General features: G+C 62.9%; 16 protein-coding genes. 7 read left to right on the top strand and 9 right to left on the bottom strand.

All coding sequences use genetic code 11. The features are described 5' to 3' along the window. Positions 1 to 54: 54 nt before the first annotated feature. The 8 genes from E3O45_RS13785 to purU form a co-directional block, all read right to left on the bottom strand. Positions 55 to 1,035: an ABC transporter substrate-binding protein gene (locus E3O45_RS13785; RefSeq protein WP_134443896.1), complete on the bottom strand. Its 981-nt coding sequence runs from the start codon at positions 1,033 to 1,035 to the stop codon at positions 55 to 57. 65 nt (positions 1,036 to 1,100) lie between these two features. Continuing rightward, a complete protein-coding gene (locus E3O45_RS13790) occupies positions 1,101 to 3,041 on the bottom strand; it encodes a proline/glycine betaine ABC transporter permease (RefSeq protein WP_198418268.1) in 1,941 nt (646 codons plus the stop codon). Between the two features lie 104 nt (positions 3,042 to 3,145). Next, positions 3,146 to 4,180 carry a glycine betaine/L-proline ABC transporter ATP-binding protein gene (locus tag E3O45_RS13795; RefSeq protein WP_092448690.1) on the bottom strand — a complete coding sequence of 345 codons (1,035 nt, stop codon included), beginning with the start codon at positions 4,178 to 4,180 and terminating at the stop codon, positions 3,146 to 3,148. Then, positions 4,177 to 5,667, bottom strand: coding sequence for an aldehyde dehydrogenase family protein (locus E3O45_RS13800; protein WP_134443968.1), 1,491 nt, complete (start codon positions 5,665 to 5,667; stop codon positions 4,177 to 4,179). Before E3O45_RS13800 ends, E3O45_RS13795 begins: the two co-directional genes overlap by 4 nt. Positions 5,668 to 5,729: 62 nt before the next feature. Then, entirely contained in the window at positions 5,730 to 7,427 is a 1,698-nt protein-coding gene (betA, locus tag E3O45_RS13805) for a choline dehydrogenase (RefSeq protein ID WP_134443898.1), read from the bottom strand. A gap of 493 nt (positions 7,428 to 7,920) precedes the next feature. Beyond that, positions 7,921 to 8,358 carry a hypothetical protein gene (locus E3O45_RS13810; protein WP_134443899.1) on the bottom strand — a complete coding sequence of 146 codons (438 nt, stop codon included), beginning with the start codon at positions 8,356 to 8,358 and terminating at the stop codon, positions 7,921 to 7,923. A gap of 356 nt (positions 8,359 to 8,714) precedes the next feature. Further along, positions 8,715 to 11,207 (bottom strand): FAD-dependent oxidoreductase, encoded by a 2,493-nt coding sequence (locus E3O45_RS13815; protein WP_134443900.1) that lies wholly within the window; start codon positions 11,205 to 11,207, stop codon positions 8,715 to 8,717. Positions 11,208 to 11,263: 56 nt separating this feature from the next. Further along, on the bottom strand, positions 11,264 to 12,178 hold the full coding sequence (gene purU, locus E3O45_RS13820) for a formyltetrahydrofolate deformylase (protein WP_134443901.1): 915 nt from the start codon (positions 12,176 to 12,178) through the stop codon (positions 11,264 to 11,266). A gap of 120 nt (positions 12,179 to 12,298) precedes the next feature. Between purU and E3O45_RS13825 the strand changes: the two genes are divergently transcribed. Continuing rightward, entirely contained in the window at positions 12,299 to 12,982 is a 684-nt protein-coding gene (locus E3O45_RS13825; RefSeq protein WP_134443902.1) for a GntR family transcriptional regulator, read from the top strand. 26 nt (positions 12,983 to 13,008) lie between these two features. Here E3O45_RS13825 and E3O45_RS13830 read toward each other — a convergent pair whose 3' ends face one another. Beyond that, positions 13,009 to 13,671 carry a GntR family transcriptional regulator gene (locus E3O45_RS13830; RefSeq protein ID WP_134443903.1) on the bottom strand — a complete coding sequence of 221 codons (663 nt, stop codon included), beginning with the start codon at positions 13,669 to 13,671 and terminating at the stop codon, positions 13,009 to 13,011. A gap of 133 nt (positions 13,672 to 13,804) precedes the next feature. On the opposite strand from E3O45_RS13830, the gene glyA reads away from it, so the two are divergent. From glyA to E3O45_RS13860, 6 genes are read left to right on the top strand one after another with little or no spacing between them, the layout of a single operon-like run. After that, positions 13,805 to 15,133 carry a serine hydroxymethyltransferase gene (gene glyA, locus E3O45_RS13835; RefSeq protein WP_134443904.1) on the top strand — a complete coding sequence of 443 codons (1,329 nt, stop codon included), beginning with the start codon at positions 13,805 to 13,807 and terminating at the stop codon, positions 15,131 to 15,133. After that, positions 15,130 to 16,350: a sarcosine oxidase subunit beta family protein gene (locus E3O45_RS13840; protein ID WP_092448680.1), complete on the top strand. Its 1,221-nt coding sequence runs from the start codon at positions 15,130 to 15,132 to the stop codon at positions 16,348 to 16,350. The genes glyA and E3O45_RS13840 overlap by 4 nt, the downstream gene beginning before the upstream one ends. Before the next feature lie 32 nt (positions 16,351 to 16,382). Beyond that, the gene (locus E3O45_RS13845) at positions 16,383 to 16,730 is read left to right on the top strand and encodes a sarcosine oxidase subunit delta (RefSeq protein WP_134443905.1); all 348 of its coding nucleotides are present in this window, start codon (positions 16,383 to 16,385) and stop codon (positions 16,728 to 16,730) included. Beyond that, positions 16,727 to 19,675 carry a 2Fe-2S iron-sulfur cluster-binding protein gene (locus tag E3O45_RS13850; RefSeq protein WP_134443906.1) on the top strand — a complete coding sequence of 983 codons (2,949 nt, stop codon included), beginning with the start codon at positions 16,727 to 16,729 and terminating at the stop codon, positions 19,673 to 19,675. The genes E3O45_RS13845 and E3O45_RS13850 overlap by 4 nt, the downstream gene beginning before the upstream one ends. Then, positions 19,668 to 20,330: a sarcosine oxidase subunit gamma gene (locus tag E3O45_RS13855; protein WP_134443907.1), complete on the top strand. Its 663-nt coding sequence runs from the start codon at positions 19,668 to 19,670 to the stop codon at positions 20,328 to 20,330. The genes E3O45_RS13850 and E3O45_RS13855 overlap by 8 nt, the downstream gene beginning before the upstream one ends. Continuing rightward, a complete protein-coding gene (locus E3O45_RS13860) occupies positions 20,321 to 21,694 on the top strand; it encodes an L-serine ammonia-lyase (RefSeq protein ID WP_134443908.1) in 1,374 nt (457 codons plus the stop codon). The genes E3O45_RS13855 and E3O45_RS13860 overlap by 10 nt, the downstream gene beginning before the upstream one ends. The last annotated feature ends 139 nt before the right edge of the window (positions 21,695 to 21,833 follow it).

Below are 21,833 nucleotides of genomic sequence, written 5' to 3' on the forward strand. Positions count from 1 at the left end.
ATCAGTGAGACAGCCCCGGGAGGACTCGCCGCCGCATAATCTGAAAGATCTGGACTAGTTGAGCCAAGCGTTCACAGCATCCTCGTTAGCATCCACCCATTTCTTGGCCGCCTCCTCGGGCATCATGCCGCCCTGGATATCCGTAGCAACCGCATTCTGGTCCTCATTGGTCCAGTTGAATGATTTCGCAAGCTTGGCTGCGGGCGATCCACTGTCCGCAAACTTCTTCGAAATAATCTTGTTGAGCTTGTATTCCGGGTAGTCACAGGCTACTTCTTCCGCGTTCGCGTCGCAGCCCTCGGTCCACGCCGGCAAGTTGACCTTTTTAAGCGGCACCTGGGCCAGGAACCACTGCGGCTCGTAGAAATAGCCCAGGATCGGCGTCTTATTCTGCTCCGCTGTACGGAATGACTGGATCAGGGCGGCCTCCGAACCGGAGAACACCACCTTGTAGTCCAGATTGAGGTTCTTCACCAGCGCCTCGTCATTGGTGACGAAGGCGGGATCGCCGTCGAGTAGCTGCCCTTTGCCTCCGGATTCGGACGTGGCGAGCATCGAGGCATACTTGTTCAGGTTCTCCCATTCCGTGATGTCCGGATACTTCTCGGCCATCCAGGGCGCCACGTACCAGCCGATGTAGCCCACGTTTCCGGTGGCGCCAGCGTCGACGGCCACTTTCTGATCGGTGATGTACTGCTTGGCGAGATCATCGTGGCCCCAGTTCTCGATAACGATGTCCACCTCGCCGGAGGCAAAGCCCTGCCACGAAATCTGCTCATTCAGGTCCTTCTGCACCACGGTGCAGCCCAACTCGTTCTTCGCCACATAGCTGTACACGGCGGCATTGGCCGTGTACCCCACCCAGGCGTTCATTGCGACGTTGACCGTTCCGCAGGCCGCCGCGCCATCGGCAGCCGGGTCGGCAGCCGACTGATTGACGGAGGCACCGCCGCAGCCTGCGAACAGCAGGATCGCGGCAGCAGCTCCAGCCACTGCAGGGACAGTTCGATTCAACAGCAATCTAGCTTTGTTCATTATCTGATCTCCTTATTGGGGGGAATGCGGGGGTCCACCGCGCCGGGCGCAGGGCGATCATGCGGTCAGGTTGTCGATGTTTTGGGCGAAGGGATTTTTCGCGCCGGTGTGGCTGCGGCGGCCTGGGTCATCCTGTCCAGCAGGATGCCGAGGAAGACGATGGCAAGGCCTGCAGCGAGGCCCTTGCCGAAGAGCGCGCTTTGCACGAAGCCAGCAACGACGTCGTACCCGAGGCCGCCTGCGCCCACGAGCGCACCCACCACCACCATGGCCAGGACATAGATCAGGCCCTGGTTCGCGGCGAGGGCCAGGGTCTGCCTGGCCATCGGAAGCTGGACCTTGGTGATGACCTGCCAGGGGGTGGAGCCGCTGGATACGGCGGCTTCGACAACGGTGGGGGAGATCGCCGCGATGCCGTCGGCCGTGATCTTGATGGCCACGGGGGCGGCGTAGATGATTCCGGCGATGATCGCTGTAAAACGGGTGGCGCCGAAGAGGCCCAGGAACGGGACCAGGTAGACAAAGGCGGGCATGGTCTGGCCCGCGTCCAGCATGGGCCGCATAATCTGGTCCACCCGAGCGGACCGTCCCATGGCGACGCCGAAGACTATACCCAGGACCATGACCACCGTGGTTGCTACCAGCGTCGCGGCCAGGGTGACCATGGAGTCGCTCCAGAGGCCGAGGTAGATAATAACGCCCAGGCAGGCAGTGGTCAGGGCCGAGAGCTTCCAGCCGCCCAGGGCGTAGGCGGCTAGGGCAATAGCGGCCACCAGGATGTAGAAGGGTGTCTCGGTGAGCAGCGACTGGAACGGGTTGAGGATCCCGGTGGTGACGGCTTCCCGGAAGGAGACGGTGAAGAGGGATAGGTTGGCCTGCGTCCATTCGCTGGCCGAGCTCACGGCTTGGACGATCACCCGGCCGATGTCAAGGTTGGCCGGGAATGCGGCGGCCCACAGCATGGTCCGGGAGAACTGCACCATGACCAGGGCCAGCACCAGGGTGATGCTCAGGAGGATGTATCTGGTCCTGCGGGAGACCCTGCGGTTGCGGGCTGCTCCTGGTTCCGCGCGGCGGCTTGCGGCGGTGGTCACCCGGTCCAGCATGATCGCCAGCAGGACTATGGACAGTCCAGCGTTGACGGCGGTGCCGACGTCCAGCGACTGCAGCGCCCGGACCACCACCTGGCCGAGCCCGGGGGCTGCGATCAGGGCGGCGATGGTGACCATGGACAGGGCAGCCATGGTGCTCTGGTTGATCCCCATGACGATGGTGCGGCGGGCCATGGGAAGCTGCAGGGTAAGGAGCCGCTGCACACCAGTTGTGCCCAGTGAATCGGATGCTTCGCGGGTGTTCTCGGGGATGCCGCGGATGCCGTGCGCCGTCAGGCGGATCACGGGCGGAGCCGCGTAGATCACTGTGGCGATAACGGCCGATGCGGGGCCGATGAGGAAGATCAAAGCCAGGGGGGCCAGATACACGAACGTTGGCAGCGTCTGCATGAAGTCCAGTACCGGCGTGATCAACTTGGCGACGCGGCCGTACACGCCGGCCAGGACACCGAGTGGGATTCCAACCAGAAGGGTCAGCAGCACAGCGGTGACGACCAAGGCGAACGTGTAGGTGGCCTCGAGGAACAGGCCCTGGAAGCCAAAGAATATAAAGATGGTCACCGTCAACAGTGCGACCCGGGCATTTCCGATCGTTAACGCGATCCACCCCAGCAAGCCCACCGTTCCGAGCCAGCCGATTTCCGGCAGACGAAGGCCCGTGGAACTCGCCGCAAAGGTGGTGATGAACAGGTTGGCCACGGCGTCGACGCCGGCACGCAAGGGCGTTAAGACGTACAGGAAGACGGGTTTGTCCGCGCGGTTTGCCGCTACCCAAACGTTGAACTGGTTGAGGGAGCGGTGCAGGTCCGTCAGCTCAGAGGCCGGCAGCGTCAGGGTGGAGGTTCCATGCAGGAAAACGAATCCCAGGATCCAGACGACGACTGCGCTGGCCAACAGGATGGTGCGTCTGCTGGGCCTGCGGCGCGGTTCGCGGGTACGGGAGGGGGAGGAGAACGGTGCGGGCTGCGCCGTGGCCCGATCCCGGACGAGGACGGACACTAGGCCGCTGCTTCCGTGCGCTGTAGTACCGACAGGATGCTGTCACGGTCGATCTGCCCGGTGATCCGGCCGGAATCCTCCACCAGGACGGGGCAGGGGGACTGCATGACCGCCGCGATGGCATCGCGAATGATCATCCGTGAACTGAGAACGGGCGCGTCAGCCGGTGTTGCGGCCTCAACGGGCCGGGTGATCCACTTCAGGGTCAGGACATCCGCGCGGAGGACTTCGGACACGAAGTCCTCAATGTATTTGTCCGCCGGGGACCCCACCAGCTCATCTCCCGTGCCGCACTGGACCGTCTCTCCGTTTCGCATGATCAGGATGCGGTCGCCGAGCTTGAGCGCCTCGGAGAGGTCGTGGGTCACGAAAACCATGGTCTTGCCCATTTCCTTGTGCAGCCGGATGACTTCGGCCTGCATATCACGGCGAATGAGCGGATCCAGGGCGGAGAAGGGCTCGTCGAAGAGGATGGTGTCCGGATCCCCGGCAAGGGCCCGGCCCAGGCCCACGCGCTGCTGCATCCCACCGGACAGCTGGTCCGGGTAGTGCTGTTCGTAGCCCTTGAGGCCCACGAGTTCGATGATCTCCCGGGCCCGGGTGAAGCGTTCTTTTTTGGCCGCCCCACGGATCTGCAGCCCGTAAGAGACGTTGTCAAGCACGGTGCGGTGCGGGAGGAGGCCGAAATGCTGGAACACCATGGACATCTTCCGCCGGCGCAGTTCGCGAAGCTCGGCCATGCCTGCCTGGAGAACATCCTTGCCGTCCACCAGGACCTGCCCGGAGGTGGGTTCGATCAGCCGGGTCAGGCATCGGATCAGGGTGGACTTGCCGGATCCGGAAAGTCCCATGACCACGAAGACCTCGCCTTTGGCGACGTCGAAACTCAGGTCACGGACGGCAGCGTTGCAGCCGGTACGTTCCAGCAGTTCCGCTGAGTTGAGGCCCGAGAGTTCGGGGTTTCCGGGAATCTGGTCACCCCCCGGTCCGAAGACCTTCCAAAGGTTGCGCACGGAGATGTCGGGACTGTTCATTGCTGTACTCCTGCCGGTGGAGACTCGAACCAGTGGCTGGGCTGGGGGTTGATGTTTTGCCAGATGTGTTTGGTTTCTCGGTACTCCGCGAGACCCTGGAGCCCAAGTTCGCGGCCGTTTCCCGACTTGCCGAACCCGCCCCACTCAGCTTGGGGAAGGTAGGGGTGGTAGTCGTTGATCCACACCGTTCCGTGCCGGAGCGATCCGGCAACGCGCTGGGCGCGGGAACCGTCATTCGTCCAGACGGCGCCAGCCAGCCCGTAGGCGGTGTCGTTCGCCAGCATGATGGCTTCCTGCTCAGTGCTGAAGGTCTCCACGGTCAGGACCGGTCCAAACGACTCTTCCTGGACGGCGTTCATGGACGTGTGGCAGCCATCCAGGACGGTGGGAGGGTAGTAGCTGCCGATTGCCAGCGCGCCGGTGTCGGGGATATATCCGCCGCACAGCAGCGTGGCTCCTTCCGCGATGCCGGCCTGGACATAGGCGTGGACCCTGTCACGGTGCGCGGCCGAAATCAGCGGGCCGGTTTCCGCGCGCTCGTCGAAGGGACCGCCAAGCCGGATGGACTGGGCGCGCCGCACCAGTTCGGCCATAAACTCGTCGTGGATCGATTCCTCAATAATGAGCCTCGTGCCGGCCGAGCACACCTGCCCGGAATGCAGGAACACCGCAGTGAGGGCATTATCCAAAGCAGACTCGCGGTCGGCGTCAGCGAAGACAATGTTCGGATTCTTCCCGCCCAGTTCCAGGGCGACCCGCTTCACGGTGTCGGCCGCGGCCTTCATGATGCTGATCCCGGTGGCCAGGCCGCCGGTGAAGGAGACCAGGTCAACGTCCGGGCTTTCGCTCAGGACGGCGCCGACCTCGGGGCCCGTGCCGGTGACGAGGTTTGCGACGCCGGGCGGCAACCCGGCTTCCAGGAGCGTTTCCATCAGCAGGATGGCCGTGGAGGGAGTCAATTCGCTGGGTTTCAGGACGAAGGTATTGCCGGCCAGCAGGGCCGGGGCCACCTTCCAGGAGGCCTGCAGGAGGGGGTAGTTCCATGGCGTGATGAGTCCGCAAACCCCGACCGGTGCGTGGACAACGCGGCTGATGCTGCCGGGATTTCCGGTGTCGATCACACGGCCTGCGTCCGTCCCGGCGATGCCGCCGTAGTACCTGAAGCAGGCGGCGATATCGTCGATGTCGTATTCCGCTTCGACGAAGCGCTTGCCCGTGTCGAGGGCCTCGGCCCGGGCATACCGGGCCTTGTCGCGCTCCAGCAATTCGGCGGTGCGGAGCAGGACCTGGCCACGCGCCTTCTCGCTGGTTCCCGGCCACGTTCCGCTGTCGAACGCTCGACGGGCGCTGGCGACGGCTTCCCGGGCGTCGGCGGACGTGCATTCGGCAACCTCGGCGACCTGTTCACCGTCCGCCGGGCAGCGGATGACCCGGGTGTACCCAGCGGCCGTTTCAGTCCACCGGCCGTTCGCAAACAGCCCCGGCACCGGTGCGGCATCGGGGACCGTGACGGTTCCAAGGCCGGTCAGCTGAACACCCTGAACGCGGTTCATGCGAGACCCACACTGGGCGCGGCCTCGGTAGTAGCTGCAGGTGCGTGCCGGTAGAAATCGGCGTGCTGGGGTGCCAGTGGGGTACGGTCCAGGATGAGGTCCGCAGCCTTTTCGGCGAGCATCATGACCGGTGCGTAGATGTTGCCGTTGGTCACATAGGGCATCGCGGAGGCGTCAGCCACGCGGAGCCCCGAGGTCCCGTGGACCTTCATGGTGAGCGGATCCACCACCGCCAGGGGGTCAGAGGCCGGGCCCATCTTGGCGGTACAGGAGGGATGGAGTGCCGTTTCGGCGTCCCGAGCCACCCAGTCCAGGATTTCCTCGTCCGTCTGCACGGACGGGCCGGGTGAGAGTTCGCCGCCGCTGTAGGGAGCCAGGGCCGGCCGGCCGAGAATGTCGCGGGTAACCCGGATGGCTTCGACCCATTCGCGCCGGTCCTGGTCCGTGGACAGATAGTTGAATTGCAGGGACGGGTGCGTGGCCGGGTTCGTGGAGATGATCTTCAGACTGCCCCTGGTGTCGGAGTACATGGGGCCGACGTGGACCTGATACCCGTGTTTGGCATCGGCCTTCTGGCCGTCGTAGCGCACAGCCACCGGCAGGAAGTGAAACATCAAGTTGGGGTAGGCGACGTCATCGTTGGAGCGAACGAATCCGCCTCCTTCGAAATGGTTGGTGGCAGCCGGGCCCTTGCGGCTCAGCAGCCACTGGAGTCCGATCAATGGGTAGCGCCAGAGGCTGAGGCTAGGCTGCATGGACACGGGCTGCGTGCAGGAGTGCTGGACATAGACCTCCAGGTGGTCTTGCAGGTTTTCGCCGACACCGGGCAGAGCCACGACAGTCGTGATGCCCAGCGACGAGAGGTGGGCCGAATCACCAATGCCGGACAGTTGCAGCAACTGGGGCGTGTTGATGGCCCCGCCGCACAGCACCACCTCCTTGGCGCTGACGGTGTGTAGCCTCCCGTTCCGGCGGTAGCTGACCCCCGTGGCCGTTGTGCCGTCGAAGTTGACCCTGGCCACCAGCGCCCGGGTGCGGACTGTCAGGTTCCGACGGCCCTTGTTGGGGCGAAGGTAAGCCCGGGAAGCCGACAGCCGCTGGCCCTTGTGGATGTTACGGTCGAACGGGCCGAAGCCTTCCTGCCTGTACCCGTTGACGTCATCGGTGCGTTTGTGACCCGCTTCCTCGGCCGCGCGGAAGAAGGCCTGGAACAGGGGATTGCGGGCGGGCCCGCGCTCCAGGACCAGAGGTCCGTCATGGCCGCGCAAGTCATCGTCCGGAGCTGCGGCCAGCGTGGTTTCCATGCGTTTGAAGTAGGGCAGACAGTGCGCGAAGTCCCAGGTCTCCATGCCGGCGTCCGCTCCCCAGCGTTCGTAGTCCAGGGGGTTACCGCGCTGGAAGATCATCCCGTTGATGGAGCTGGAGCCGCCGAGCACTTTGCCGCGGGCGTGGGCGATCTTCCGACCGTGCATGCGGGGTTCGGGGTCGGATTCGTATTGCCAGTCGTAGAACCTGTTGCCGCTGGGGAAGGTGAGGGCCGCCGGCATCTGGATGAAAAGGTCCCACGGGTAGTCGCTGCGGCCCGCTTCAAGGACCAGCACCGTGTGCTGTCCGTCGGCGCTCAGCCTGTCTGCGAGGACCGATCCGGCGCTTCCGCCGCCGACTATCACGTAATCGAAGCTCTCGTTCGTCATAAGGTAAATCTCCTTGGGCGTGATCTGGGAGTCATTTTGGAGGGCCAGCAATGTTAAGGACGAACGGACAGGATCTGCCGTTTGCTGAGCCGTGTGTGGATGCGGTATTCGCGGATGTGGTCCATTGCGCGTCGCTGTCGAAACAGTTCCGAAAATGCGGCCGGGCGCCAAGGACTGTTAATCAGGGCGCGGGACGCCGCCGCAGTCAACGAGGACCGAGGTCACTGTCAACATACGAGCCCGGGCGGTTCCCGTGGTCGTGTTGGCAGTTGCAGCCGCCATCCAGTTGCAGCTGAACAGTGACTGGATTTGAGCACTCCAACTGGATATCCACGAACTCCTTACCGGCGCTGCTAATCCGTAGAGTCTCGTGTTGGTCTCGGAGCTGGGACATGTAGTTACCTTTGCTATGCGTGGGGGTCGGTGTGCCTGGGCGGCATGGGCCGGAACAAGCCGGTTGCCGCCAAGGTGGACTGGTATTGAAGGTGCGCAGTTATTTTCTGTCCGGGTCCGGGTCCGGGTTGGGATGCTGGGGCTTGCGGGTTGGAATACTGCCCGTCGAAGTGTCCGACAGGCTGTCGCGTCCTATGAAGCTCCAGACAATAAAGGCAATGGCGATGACGCCGGTGATTCCGAACGTGATCTTGTCGAGGACGAGCTTGTGGTTCCGGCGATCCGCAACTGCCTCGTCGGTCTTGGCCTGGCGCAACTCTTCGAGGATTTGCTCGTTCTCGACGTCCGGCAGGGGGTGTGCGCCTCCTTCGTCCGGATCGAGGTCAGCGAGGTTTCTGTCTACTTCGCCGGATGCACTAATGAATGCTTTACTCTTGCCGACACTTTCAAGTTCTTCGTTGCGCGGAGTGCCTGCCACATCGTTGTTAGCAGGTAAGTCCTTGGGTGTATGGGATTTCAGGTCACTCCTAGAGTGCATAAGCGTGTCCTTTGTTCGGTGTGGCAGGGGCCTGCGGTTAGATATGGCCCGTGGTAGTCAGATCGGGCAGAAGGTTGAGGACCTCGTCCGATTCGATGATCATGATGCTGTCTTCTACGACTGATATGCCTAAATCACCATTTCAGATATATCAGAAGCAGCGTATTGCAGGACTGGGTGTGTGTCCAGAGATTTCTTAGCGCCCGTATATCACGGCTGAGCGCTTCAGTCCGGGCCGCCGGCAGATCTAGCTCCCCGCGGACGGCTAAGTGATTGTCTTCGCCCGGGCTTGAGGACACCGCGCATCGACCCAGAGAGGTGCTCGCGCTCAACCACCTGGATGGCCCCCGGGGCTCTTAGCCGCGCAGCCTGGACATTGTGGGGTCGTAGAGCGGATCTGCGGTGACCGTGGCCTGAATGCGCCGGCCGAAGTACTCGATCTCAACAGAGTCCCCGACAGTGACAGCCGCCGGAAGGTACGCGTAAGCGATCGGTTTAGCGACGGTGTAGCCGTAGGCGGCGCTGGTGACGTAGCCGACCGCCTGGTCCTTGTAAAATACCGGTTCCTTGCCCAGGACGATACTCCGGCCGTCGTCGACCGTCAGGCAGCAAAGGTTCCGTTCGGAGTTTTCCTCGCTACGGTCTTCCAGCGCTTTTTTTCCGACGAAGGATGCCTTGGCCATCTTCACGGCGAATCCCAGTCCGGCTTCCAGGGGGTCGTGCTCGGTCGTCATGTCCGTGCCCCAGGATCGGTAACCCTTTTCAAGACGCAGCGCACCAAAGGCTGCACGGCCTGCCGCTATGACACCGTGAGGCTGGCCGGCCTTCCAGAGCGCATCCCAGAGGCGCTGACCGTTGTCGGCACTTGTGTAGAGTTCCCAGCCCAGTTCGCCGACGTAGGACAAGCGCATGGCCGTTACGTTGACGCCGCCGATGACTACCTTTTTAGCGCGGAAGTATTTGAGACCTTCATTGCTGAAATCATCGCTGCTGACGGTGCTGATCAGGTCCCGAGCGAGGGGCCCCCAGAGGCCAATGCAGCACGTGCCGCCCGTCGTGTCGCGCACCTGTACCCAGTCGCTGGCGCTCCCGCTTTCAGTCTGATGGCGGGCTGCCCTTTCAAAATAGGCAGTGTCGATGTTTCCGTTGGCTCCGAGCTGGAAGGTGTCTTCGCTCAACCGGGCCACGGTGATGTCGCTTCGGATGCCGCCGGCGTCGTCCAGCAGGAGGGTGTACGTGACTGCACCGGGCTTCTTGGCCAGGTCCGCAGTGGTGAGTTCCTGCAGCAGCTTCAGAGCGCCCGGGCCGGAGACCTCGAGGCGCTTGAGCGGAGTCATGTCGTACATGGCAACTGCCGTGCGGGTCTTCCAGGCTTCCGCGGCAGCAATGGGCGAGCTGAACATCCCCGACCACGCGTCGCGAGCTGGCGGCAGCCAGCTGTCCGGCATCTCCTTCAACAGCGCCGCGTTTGCTTCGAACCAGTAGGGGCGTTCCCATCCGCCGCTCTCCAGGAAGAACCCGCCCAACTGCTTGTGGCGCGCGTGGAACGGACTCACGCGGAGGTTGCGGGGGGACAGCTTGGACTGGAGTGGGTGGAGGACGTCGTAGATTTCGACGAAATTCTGCTGTGATGTTTCGCTGACGTATTCCGGGGTTAACTGGACCTCTTCAAAGCGGTGAATATCACAATCACCCAGATCGATCTCCGACCTTCCGGTGGTCAGCAGTTGGGCAACGGCGCGGGCGATACCGGCAGAGTGGGTCACCCACACGGCTTCGGCAACGAAGAAGCCGTCCAACTCCTTGGACTCGCCCACCAGGGATCCGCCGTCGGGGGTGAAGGAGAAAATGCCATTGAAGCCATCCTCTATATTGCTTTCCGAAAGCGCGGGCAGGATCCGCTTGGTGGCCTCCCAGGCCGGAAGGAAGTCATCCACGGTGAAGTCCAGCCGGGAGGGCATGTTGTGTTCGCTGATCGTGGCGGGCTCAAAGGTGCCGAGTTCGTCGAGGTCCACGGGCATTGGGCGGTGGGCGTAGGAACCGATGCCGTAGCGCTCGCCGTGCTCGCGGTAGTACAGGTCCTGGTCCTGGTGTCGCAGGATGGGTAAGGAGGCCCCGTTGGGCAGGCTGTTCTTGCCCTTCAACGCTGGTACCGGAGTGGTCGTGACGTACTGGTGGGCCAAGGGTAGAAGAGGAACGGACATGCCGATCATTTCGCCGATCTTGGCCCCCCAAAAGCCTGCGCAGGAAACCACGATGTCCGCGGGGATAACACCGTCGGACGTCTGGACACCTGTGACGCGCCGGCCGGACTGTTCAATACCCGTGACAGTGGTGTTGCCCAGGTACTGGACGCCCGCGGCTTCCGTGCGCTTGATCAGCAACTGAACGGCGCGGGCGGCGTTGGCCAGGCCGTCGCTGGGAACATGTAGTCCACCGAGGATATCTTCCTCGTTCAGGAGCGGGTAGAGCTCCATGCACTCTTCACGTGAAAGAATTTTTCCGGTAATTCCATACGATGCTGCGTATCCGAGCTTTCGCTTCAGGTCAGCGAGACGGGTCTCGGTGGTGGCGACTTCGAGGCCGCCGACCTGGTTGAAGCAGTTGACGCCGTCTTCGGTCAAGGAGAGTAGCTTCTCCACCGTGTATTTGGCGAAGAGTGCCATGGATTTCGAGGCGTTTGTCTGGAAGACGAGACCGGGGGCGTGGGACGTTGAGCCCCCGGGCATGTGCAGCGGCCCTTGGTCCAGCACAGTGATGTTGTTCCAACCCCGGGTGACGAGTTCATCGGCCAGGTTCGTTCCGACTATTCCAGCTCCGATAATGACAATGCTTGGCGTCGATGCCATATGGTTTCTCCTCCTGATTTATGTGTGTCAATACCTGCTGGTTTGGTGGCTTCTACTTACCGGAACACGACGGTGCTGTTCCGATCCAGAAGTACACGGTGTTCGCAGTGCCAGCGCACGGCCCGGGAGAGTGCCAGTGCTTCGGCGTCCTGTCCGACTGTTGAAAGAGCGGTCGGTCCATAGCTGTGGTCGACCCTGATGACTTCCTGTTCGATGATTGGACCCTCATCGAGTTCCGCAGTAACGTAGTGGGCCGTGGCACCCACCAGCTTTACGCCACGGTCGTAGGCCTGGTGGTAAGGGCGTGCGCCCTTGAATCCCGGGAGAAAGGAATGGTGGATGTTGATAGCGCGGCCTTCCAGCGAGCGGCAGAGGTCATCGGACAGAACCTGCATGTACCGGGCAAGCACGACGAGGTCGATTTTCTGCTCCTCCACCAGTTCCAGTAGGCGCCGCTCGGCGTCCAATTTGGTCGCGGGGGTCACCGGGAGGTAGATGAAGGGGACGCCGGCGGCCTCAACCATTGCCCGGTGGGTTTCATGATTGGAAACCACAAGGGCAATGTCGCCGTGGAGGCTTCCGCCCCGCCAGCGAAAGAGCAAGTCGTTCAGGCAGTGCCCGAACTTGGACACCATGACCAGGATGCGTTGCTTCGTCTCGTCATGAAAGCTAAATTTCATGTCGAAGCGGGCAGCAATCGATCGGAATTCTTCCTCGAGACCGTCCGGGGTGTAAGTAGAAGGGCCCGAGAATGCGGTGCGGAGATGCAGAGTCTCTCGGAGGCCGTCATCGAACTGCTGGTGTTCTTCAATGTTGAAGCCACGCTCGAAGAGGAACGTGGTGACCCCGTGGACGATGCCTGCGCGTTCGACGCACGACAACGTGAGGACGAACTTCTTCGCCTGCTCTTGCCCAAGAACCTCCGATTGAGGCAGTGTGCTGGTAGATGAGTCTGTCGCCATTAGCGTCATGTCTCCGCCCTTATATATATTGGCAGTATTACTACTGATATATCTGATTTGGTGATCAGCGTATACTGGCGACTGAGATAGGTCAATAGCCTTCTTGCTCGATTTGAAAGGGGTCAGCGAATGGCGGTTGAAGCTTGGGTGAGTGCTGGTGCTGATGCCACACGGAGGTCGTTGGCGGATATAGCCTACGAACGCGTTCGCGATCGGCTGCTGACTCTGGACATCAAGCCTGGTGATCTACTTAGTGATGGCGAGCTCGCCAAAGACTTGGGCGTCGGGCGCACGCCGGTGCGCGAAGCCCTGAAACGGCTGGAGCTCGATCGCCTCGTTGTGTCTTACCCGCGGAGAGGAACTTTCGCGACCCGCGTGGACGTTACTGACCTTGCTTTCATTTCCGAAATCCGCACGCAGCTGGAACCCCTTGCCGCTTCCCGGGCTGCCCGCGTGGCCACGGCGTCTGCCAGGGAACAGTTGCGGGAGGTCATGCGCGCCGTCGAGGGATTCGACGCGAGCGCAGCGTCCGTCGTCGAAACACTGCGGTTGGACGCCAGCGTGCACCGCGGCATTTATGCGGCGGCCGCCAATCCCCACCTCGAAGATGTCCTGATCCGCTACGACAATCTTGCGACACGAATCTGGTGCATGGTCCTGGATCGCCTGCCCGACCTGTCCCGGCATGTCCATGAGCATGTGGACCTGCTCCGTGCCGTTATCGACGGAGATGAGGCAGGTGCCGCCGAACTCGCGCGGATCCACGTGAGTGGCTTCGAGCAGGCGGTACGCGAAGCTCTTTTCGCCGCCTGAGGCAGGCACCGCCCACCAGGAACCGTCTAAAGGGCGGTGCGGATGGTCTTCTCAAAGTTGGTCACGTGCTCGAGGGCCAGCCCAGCGGAAAGTTCACCGTCACCGTCGGCGATGGCCTGGAGCAGCTTGACATGCTCGGTGATGTGCCCGGCCACGGACGGGATTTTGTCGAGCACCAAACACCAGATGCGCGTTGCCAGGTTGTCGTACCGGATCAGGACGTCTTCCAGATGCGCATTGCCGGCTGCGGCATAGATCTGCCGGTGTACTTTGATGTCAAAGCGCATCAGGTCATGCTGGTCCGAGTTGCCAGGTTCTGAACGCGCAATATTAGCGGCTAAATCTCGGAATTTTGCGCGCATTGGCGCCGTGGCGTTCCGCGCCGCACGTCGGGCCGCGAGTGGCTCCAGTAATTGGCGGATCTCCGAAATGTCTCCCAACTCGGTGAAGTCGACGCGAGTGGCAAAAGTTCCGCGGCGCGGGTACGAGACGACGAGGTGATCGCTCTCGAGTCGCTTGAGCGCCTCGCGCACGGGGGTACGCCCAATACCGAGGCTCGCCGCCAGGGCCGAATCGTTGATGGCATCGCCCGGGCGTATCTCCAGCATGATCAGCTGGTCGCGCAGACTGCGGTAGGCATGCTCTGACAACGACAGATCTGGCTCGGCCGCTGCTGTAGCGTTCGTCATGGTTTCTCCTCGGGTCGCTTGCCCCAGAGGAAGTCCTTGACGTCGAACTGGCCGCACTATATTGTTGCACTTAATCTAATATATCAATTGGCTAATAGTTACGTATTAGCGGCGATTTGCAAGGAGCTAGCCCATGGCCGATGTGCTCACCGGTACTCTGTCCAGCGTAGATGCCGAGGTCGGCGAGGCCATCACTCGAGAACTGGCTCGTCAGCAATCGACACTGGAAATGATCGCCTCTGAAAATTTCGCCCCCGCAGCCGTCATGGAAGCACAGGGCTCGGTACTGACCAACAAGTACGCGGAGGGTTACCCGGGCAAGCGCTATTACGGTGGCTGCGAGCACATTGACGTGATTGAACAGCTTGCGATCGACCGAGTGAAGGCACTCTTTGGTGCCGAGGCCGCCAACGTGCAGCCACACTCGGGCGCGCAGGCGAACGCTGCCGCCATGGCGGCGCTCCTAAACCCCGGCGACACCATCCTGGGATTGGACCTGTCCCACGGCGGGCACCTGACTCACGGCATGCGGCTGAATTTCTCCGGCAAGTTGTACAACGCCATTGCGTACCACGTGCGCGAATCAGACATGACCGTGGATATGGCCGAACTGGAAGCGCTGACATTGGAACACCAACCCAAGCTGATCGTGGCCGGGTGGTCCGCATACACCCGACAGCTCGATTTTGCGGAGTTCCGCCGCATCGCAGACCTCGCCGGCGCATATCTGATGGTGGATATGGCGCACTTCGCCGGGCTGGTAGCTGCTGGTCTGCACTCGAACCCGGTTCCGTACGCCGACGTCGTCACCACGACGACACACAAGACCCTGGGTGGCCCTCGGGGCGGGGTGATCCTCAGCCGTGAGTTCCTGGCACGAAAGATCAACAGCGCGGTGTTTCCCGGTCAGCAGGGCGGCCCGTTGGAACACGTCATCGCCGCGAAGGCGGTCGCCTTCAAAATTGCAGCCACGCAAGCTTTCCGCGAGCGCCAGGAACGCACCCTCGAGGGTGCCAAAATCCTCGCCGAACGTCTGCTCGCCCCGGATGTCGCGGAATACGGAATCTCCGTGGTGGGCGGCGGCACGGACGTGCACCTCGTGTTGGTCGACCTGCGCAACTCCGCCCTTGACGGCCAGCAAGGCGAGGATCGGCTGCACCGCATCGGCATTACCGTGAACCGTAACGCCGTTCCGTTCGACCCGAGGCCGCCCATGATTTCCTCCGGGCTGCGGATCGGCACACCGGCACTGGCCACCCGCGGATTTGGCCGTGCCGAATTCACCGAGGTGGCTGACATTATCGCGGCCGCCATTTCGGGTGACCTGAGTGAGGATTCCGCAATCCTGTTGCGCGAGCGGGTTCGGAAGCTGACGGAGAAATTTCCGCTGTATCCGCAGCTGTCCGCGCCGGTATCGTCCGAAGAACCAATCGTGGCCGTGCTGAGCGGAGTCGCCCAGTGAGTACCCAACAGCTGAAGGAGCACCCGGAGTTCCTGTGGCACAACCCCGATCCCAAGAAGTCGTACGACGCCGTGATCATCGGTGGCGGCGGTCACGGGTTGGCGACGGCGTATTACCTGGCGAAGAATCACGGGATGACGAACATCGCGATCCTGGAGAAGGGCTGGCTGGCAGGCGGAAATATGGCCCGCAATACCACCATCATCCGCTCTAACTACCTGTGGGATGAGAGCGCAGCCATCTACGAGCAATCGCTCAAACTCTGGGAGATCCTGCCGGAAGAGCTCGAATACGACTTTCTCTTCAGCCAGCGTGGCGTCATGAACCTCGCCCATACTCTTGGGGACGTTCGTGAAAGCATCCGTCGGGTCGGCGCCAACCAACTCAACGGGGTCGACGCCGAATGGCTCGACCCGAAGCAGGTGAAGGAACTCTGCCCGATCCTGAACATCAGCGACAACATCCGTTACCCGGTCATGGGTGCCACCTACCAACCCCGGGCCGGCATCGCCAAGCATGATCACGTGGCGTGGGCGTTTGCCCGCAAATGCGACGAGCTGGGGGTCGACATCATCCAGAACTGTGAGGTCACCGGCTTCATCAAAGACGGCGAGCGGGTCACTGGCGTGGAAACCAGCCGTGGCACCATCAGCACCGGCAAAGTGGGACTGTGCGCGGCCGGACACAGTTCGTTGCTCGCCGAAATGGCCGGGTTTCGGCTGCCGATCCAGTCCCACCCGCTGCAGGCATTGGTGTCCGAGCTGCACGAACCCGTGCACCCGACGGTGGTGATGTCGAATCAGGTACACGTGTATGTCTCCCAGGCCCACAAGGGCGAACTGGTGATGGGGGCCGGAGTCGACTCGTACAACGGCTATGGCCAGCGTGGATCCTTCCACGTCATCGAAGAGCAGATGGCCGCCGCCGTCGAGCTGTTTCCGATCTTCGCCCGGGCCCATGTGCTGCGCACCTGGGGCGGCATCGTCGACACCACAATGGATGCCTCGCCCATCATCGGGACCACACCGGTTGAGAATATGTACGTTAACTGCGGGTGGGGAACCGGCGGCTTCAAGGGAACGCCGGCAGCGGGCCTGACCTTCGCCCACACCATCGCCACCGGGGCCCCGCACGCCCTGAACAAGCCGTTCTCTCTGGAACGTTTCGAAACCGGCGCCCTGATCGACGAGCACGGCGCCGCCGCCGTGGCTCACTAGAAATCGACCCCTCAGAACGTAAGGAGCACGCCATGCTGCTGTTTCCATGCCCCAACTGCGGGCCGCGCAACGAAACCGAATTTCATTATGGGGGACAAGCCCACGTGGCCTACCCCGAGCATCCGGCAGAACTCACCGACCGGGAGTGGGCGGAGTACCTCTTCTACCGCCAGAACACGAAAGGGCTCTTTGCGGAGCGATGGGTGCACAGTGCGGGATGCCGAAAGTGGTTCAATATGCTCCGGGACACCGTGAGCTATGACATCACGGCCGTCTATCGCATTGGCCAGGAGCCGCCAGCCCTGCGGACGTCGCAACCCACGACGGGTCTGGCCACGAGTACTACCCGCCAAGGAACACCGGAAGGAGTCCAGCTATGACCGGTCAGCACACTCAATCCAATCGGCTCAGCCATGGCGGACGAATTGACCGCGGTACGGTCTTCAAATTCACCGTGGACGGCGTCGGGTACGCTGGCCATCCTGGCGATACTCTGGCCTCCGCGCTGCTCGCCGCAGGCCGCGTGTCGGTTGGCAATTCTCTGTATGGGAACCGACCGCGCGGCATCATGTCCGCCGGCGTGGAGGAGTCCAATGCGCTGGTCAAGGTGGCGGGACGATTCCCCGGCCACGTCGCCGAATCTATGCTCCCAGCCACGACCGTGGAGCTGGTTGACGGTCTTGAGGCTGAATTCCTGTCCGGTCTGGGTCAGCTCGACCCGAGCGATGACAAAGCGGTGTACGACAAGAAGTATGTTCACGCCGACGTTCTTGTGGTCGGCGGCGGTCCAGCCGGGCTGGCAGCGGCACGGGAGGCGGCCCGCACTGGCGCCCGCATAATCCTCATCGACGACCAGCCCGAGCTGGGCGGAACACTGCTTTCCGGCCGTGATGAGCAGGTAGCCGGCGTCGATGCCCTCGAGTGGGTCGCCGACATCAAAGCCGAACTTGCCAGCATCCCCGAGTGCACGATCCTGTGCCGCACCACGGTGTTCGGCTCCTACGACAGCAACTTCCTCATCGCCGTCGAGAACCGTACCGACCACCTGCAGACGGCCCCGGCCGACGGCGTCTCGCACCTCCGCATCTGGCACATCCGTGCGAACCAGGTGGTGCTGGCGACCGGCGCGCACGAACGACCGATCGTCTTCGAGAACAACGACCGCCCCGGCATCATGCTGGCGTCTGCTGCCCGCACGTACCTCAACCGGTACGGTGTGGCAGCTGGCTCCCGCGTCGTGATCGGGACCACAAACGACAGCGCATACCTGCTCGCGTCCGACCTGTGTGCGGTGGGTATAGAGGTGGCAGCGGTAGTCGACGCTCGGCCAGCGCCGTCGGCGCTCGCAGCGCTCGTGACGGCCAAAACGGGCGCACGCGTTCTCTACGGCAGTGCTGTGGTTGACACCGTGGGTGAGCAGCGCCTGGCGCGGGTCTCGGTCGCCCGGATCGACGACGACGGTGCGCCGGTGGGTGGCATTGAGGAATTCGAGGCTGACCTCCTGGCAATCTCCGGCGGTTGGAGCCCCGTGGTACACCTGCACAGTCAGGCCCAGGGCAAGGTGCGTTGGGACCAGGACCTGGTCGGATTCGTACCGTCGACGGTGGTTCGCGACCAGCAGGTCGTCGGCGCAGCGCGGGGGAGCTATGCACTGGCCGACTGTATCGCCGAGGGTGTATCCGCGGGAGCGATTGCCGCTGTCAACGCCGGATTCTCCACGGGAGCGGCCGTAGCTGCTGCCATCGCCACGTTGGCCCGTCCCGCTCGTCCGGCGCAGCCCGTCGCGCCGACCCGTGCCCTCTGGCTGGTCGGCGGAACCAAAGGGACGACGTCCGACTGGAACCATCACTTCGTCGATTTTCAACGCGACCAAAGCGTGGCCGATGTCTGGCGGTCTACGGGGGCGGGGCTCCGCAGCGTGGAGCACATCAAGCGCTATACCTCTATCAGCACCGCCAATGACCAGGGAAAGACCTCTGGTGTGAACGCGATCGGCGTCATTGCTGCTGCTTTTCGCCGACAGGGCACCGCCGTTGACGCCGACATCGGCTCGATCGGCACCACGACGTACCGTGCTCCGTTCACGCCGGTGTCGTTCGTGGCCTTGGCCGGTCGAAAGCGCGGGGACCTGTTTGACGCCGCTCGCCGGACGTCCATCCACACCTGGCATGAACAGCGCGGTGCGCTGTTCGAGGACGTCGGCCAGTGGAAACGTCCGTGGTACTACCCGCTTGCGGGCGAGGACATGGACGCTGCCGTGCTGCGGGAATGCGCGGCTGTGCGCGACTCTGTGGGCTACATGGATGCCACGACTCTGGGCAAGATTGAAATCCGTGGCACGGGAGCGGGGGAGTTTCTCAACCGCATTTACACCAATGCCTTCAAGAAGCTCGCGCCCGGCTCGGCCCGTTACGGCGTCATGTGCACCCCCGACGGCATGATCTTCGACGACGGCGTGACGCTTCGACTGGATGACGACCGCTACTTCATGACCACCACAACCGGCGGTGCAGCGAAGGTGCTGGACTGGCTCGAGGAATGGCTGCAGACCGAGTGGCCGGAGCTGGACGTGAGCTGCACGTCAGTGACGGAGCAATGGACCACGATCGCCGTCGTCGGGCCGAAGTCCCGTGCGGTGCTCGGCAAGCTGGCGCCGGGGCTTGATCTGTCTACCGAGGCCTTCCCTTTTATGACGTTCCGCGAAACGGTGCTCGCCTCCGGCGTTGCCGCTCGAATCTGCCGAATCTCCTTCTCCGGTGAGCTGGCTTACGAGATCAACGTTCCGGCTTGGTACGGGCTGCAGACTTGGGAAGACGTGACGGAGGCCGGCGCAGAGTTCAAGATCACCCCATACGGTACGGAAACCATGCACGTGTTGCGCGCAGAAAAGGGATACCCGATCGTCGGCCAGGACACCGACGGTACCGTCACCCCGCAGGACGCGGGCATGGAGTGGGTGGTGTCCAAGGTCAAGGACTTCATCGGCAAACGCTCATACGAGCGTGCCGGTGTGCGCTCGGAGGGCCGGAAACACCTGGTGAGCGTAATGCCCACGGATGGGACGATCCGGTTGCCGGAAGGTACCCAACTCATCGACCACGGTGTGCCCATCACCCCCGCAGTCGGACCCGTTCCGATGCAGGGTTTTGTGACGTCGAGTTATCACAGTGCTGCCCTGGGCCGGTCCTTCGGGCTCGCGCTGATCACGAACGGTCGAGACCGGATCGGGGAACACCTGGTGGCCGTCTTCGGAACAGAGCTCGTGGATGTCGTCGTTGGGGAAACAGTACTTTTTGATGCCGAAGGGAAGCGCCGAGATGGTTAACACGATTGAAAGCACGGATGCTCAAATAACGGATGTCCACCAAACGCACCTGACGGCGCGTCGCCACAGTCCCGCGGAACATCTTTGGGCGGAATTCGCGAAAACCGCGTCGGCCGAGGCTCGGGTCTCCCTCCGGGAGATCCCCTTCCAAGTCATGGTGGGCATCCGCGTCGACCCGCTCTCCGAGGGTGGTCGCCGCATCGGCGCCGTCACCGGAGGGCTGCCGACCGCGTGTGGGCAGGTGACCACAGGGGTCGATGGAATGGCCGTGCTGTGGCTGGGGCCGGACGAGTTTCTGCTGGTTGCCGAGGAGGAGGCACTTGACGGCACACTCGCTGCCGAGCTCGTGGCGGCCCTCGGCGATGGAGCCGGACAAACCGTCGACCTCTCCAGCAACCGCACGACGTTCGAACTAGCCGGCCCCTCCGCCCGGGCAGTGTTGGAGAAGAGCTGCGCGGCCGACTTGCATCCCCGCGCCTTCTCGACCGGCGTGGCAATCGCCACCGTGATCGGCAACGTTCCGGTCGTCCTGTGGAAAACTGAGAACGAAACGTTCCGCGTATTCCCGCGGGCATCATTTGCCGACTACCTGGGACGCTGGCTCCTGGACGGGATGCGCGAGTTCACGGTAGCGGAGAGCACGACATGGCATTGAGCGTGTTGGACCTTTTCTCCGTGGGCATCGGGCCCTCGTCCTCCCACACGGTGGGTCCGATGCGCGCGGCGAAACGCTTTGCCGAGGGTCTGGCTCGGGACGGTCTGCTCGACGGAATCGTGCGGGTTCAGGCAGAGCTGTTCGGCTCGCTGGGCGCGACCGGCCGTGGCCATGGCTCGGACAAGGCTGTGGTTCTCGGGCTCCAGGGCCAGGACCCGGAAACCGTGGACACGGCAACGGCCGACGACCAGGTGGCGGCGGCCGCACTCGACGCACGGTTGATGCTGGCCGGTCGGCACGGCATCGACTTCAACTTCACCGAGGACGTGCTCCTACATCGGCGCAAATCATTGCCCGCACACCCGAACGGCATGATCTTTCGGGTCATGAGCCACGATGGTGGCGTGGTGCGGGAGCGCACCTACTACTCCGTCGGTGGAGGCTTCGTCGTGGATGAGGATGCCGTGGGTGCGGATCGTGTGGTTGTGGATGAAACCGTCCTGCCGCATCCGTTTACGACGGCCGATGAACTGCTGGCAATCTGCGCCCGGGAGGGACTCGGCATCTCCGACGTGATGCTGGCCAACGAGCGCACCTGGCACACGGAGATCGAGCTACGCACGAAGTTGCTGAACATTTGGTCCGTCATGCAGACGTGCGTGGCCAACGGATGCGCTGCCGACGGTATTCTGCCTGGTGGCCTGCAGGTCACGCGCCGGGCACCGGGGCTGTTCCGCGCGCTGCAGGCGCCGGAGGACACCACCGACCCCCTGCGGGCGATGGAATGGGTGAATCTTTTTGCGCTGGCCGTCAACGAGGAAAATGCGGCCGGTGGGCGGATCGTCACGGCGCCCACCAACGGGGCAGCCGGGATCATCCCAGCCGTGCTGCACTACTACGTAAAGTTCGTCCCGGGGGCCGACGACGACGGTGTCGTGCGTTTCCTGCTGACGGCCGCGGCGATCGGAATCCTGTTCAAGCTCAATGCGTCCATCTCAGGCGCTGAAGTCGGGTGCCAAGGCGAAGTCGGCGCGGCCTGCTCCATGGCCGCCGGCGCCCTTTGCGAAGCGCTGGGAGGAACTCCCATCCAGGCGGAGAACGCTGCGGAAATCGGAATCGAACACAATTTGGGCCTGACCTGCGATCCCGTCGGCGGGCTCGTGCAGATCCCGTGCATCGAGCGCAACGCTATTGCCAGCGTGAAAGCTATCAACGCTGCCCGCCTCGCCCTGCACGGAGACGGCAGCCACAAGGTGTCACTCGACAAAGCGATCAAGACCATGCGGGACACCGGTGCCGACATGATGACCAAGTACAAGGAGACGTCCCGAGGTGGCCTCGCGGTGAACGTGATCGAGTGCTGAAGGAGCATCCAATCCGCCCGGTGCCGATCCCGACGATGACGGGCACCGGGCGGTATGTTGCACAGTGATTTGAGCGACGCGATGGCGCTCGTCTCGATCGAGGTACATGTACCAGTGCGGTGATCGAGTCGGCTCCGGC

It is taken from the genome of Cryobacterium sp. TMS1-20-1 (assembly GCF_004402355.1).
GTDB lineage: Bacteria > Actinomycetota > Actinomycetes > Actinomycetales > Microbacteriaceae > Cryobacterium > Cryobacterium levicorallinum.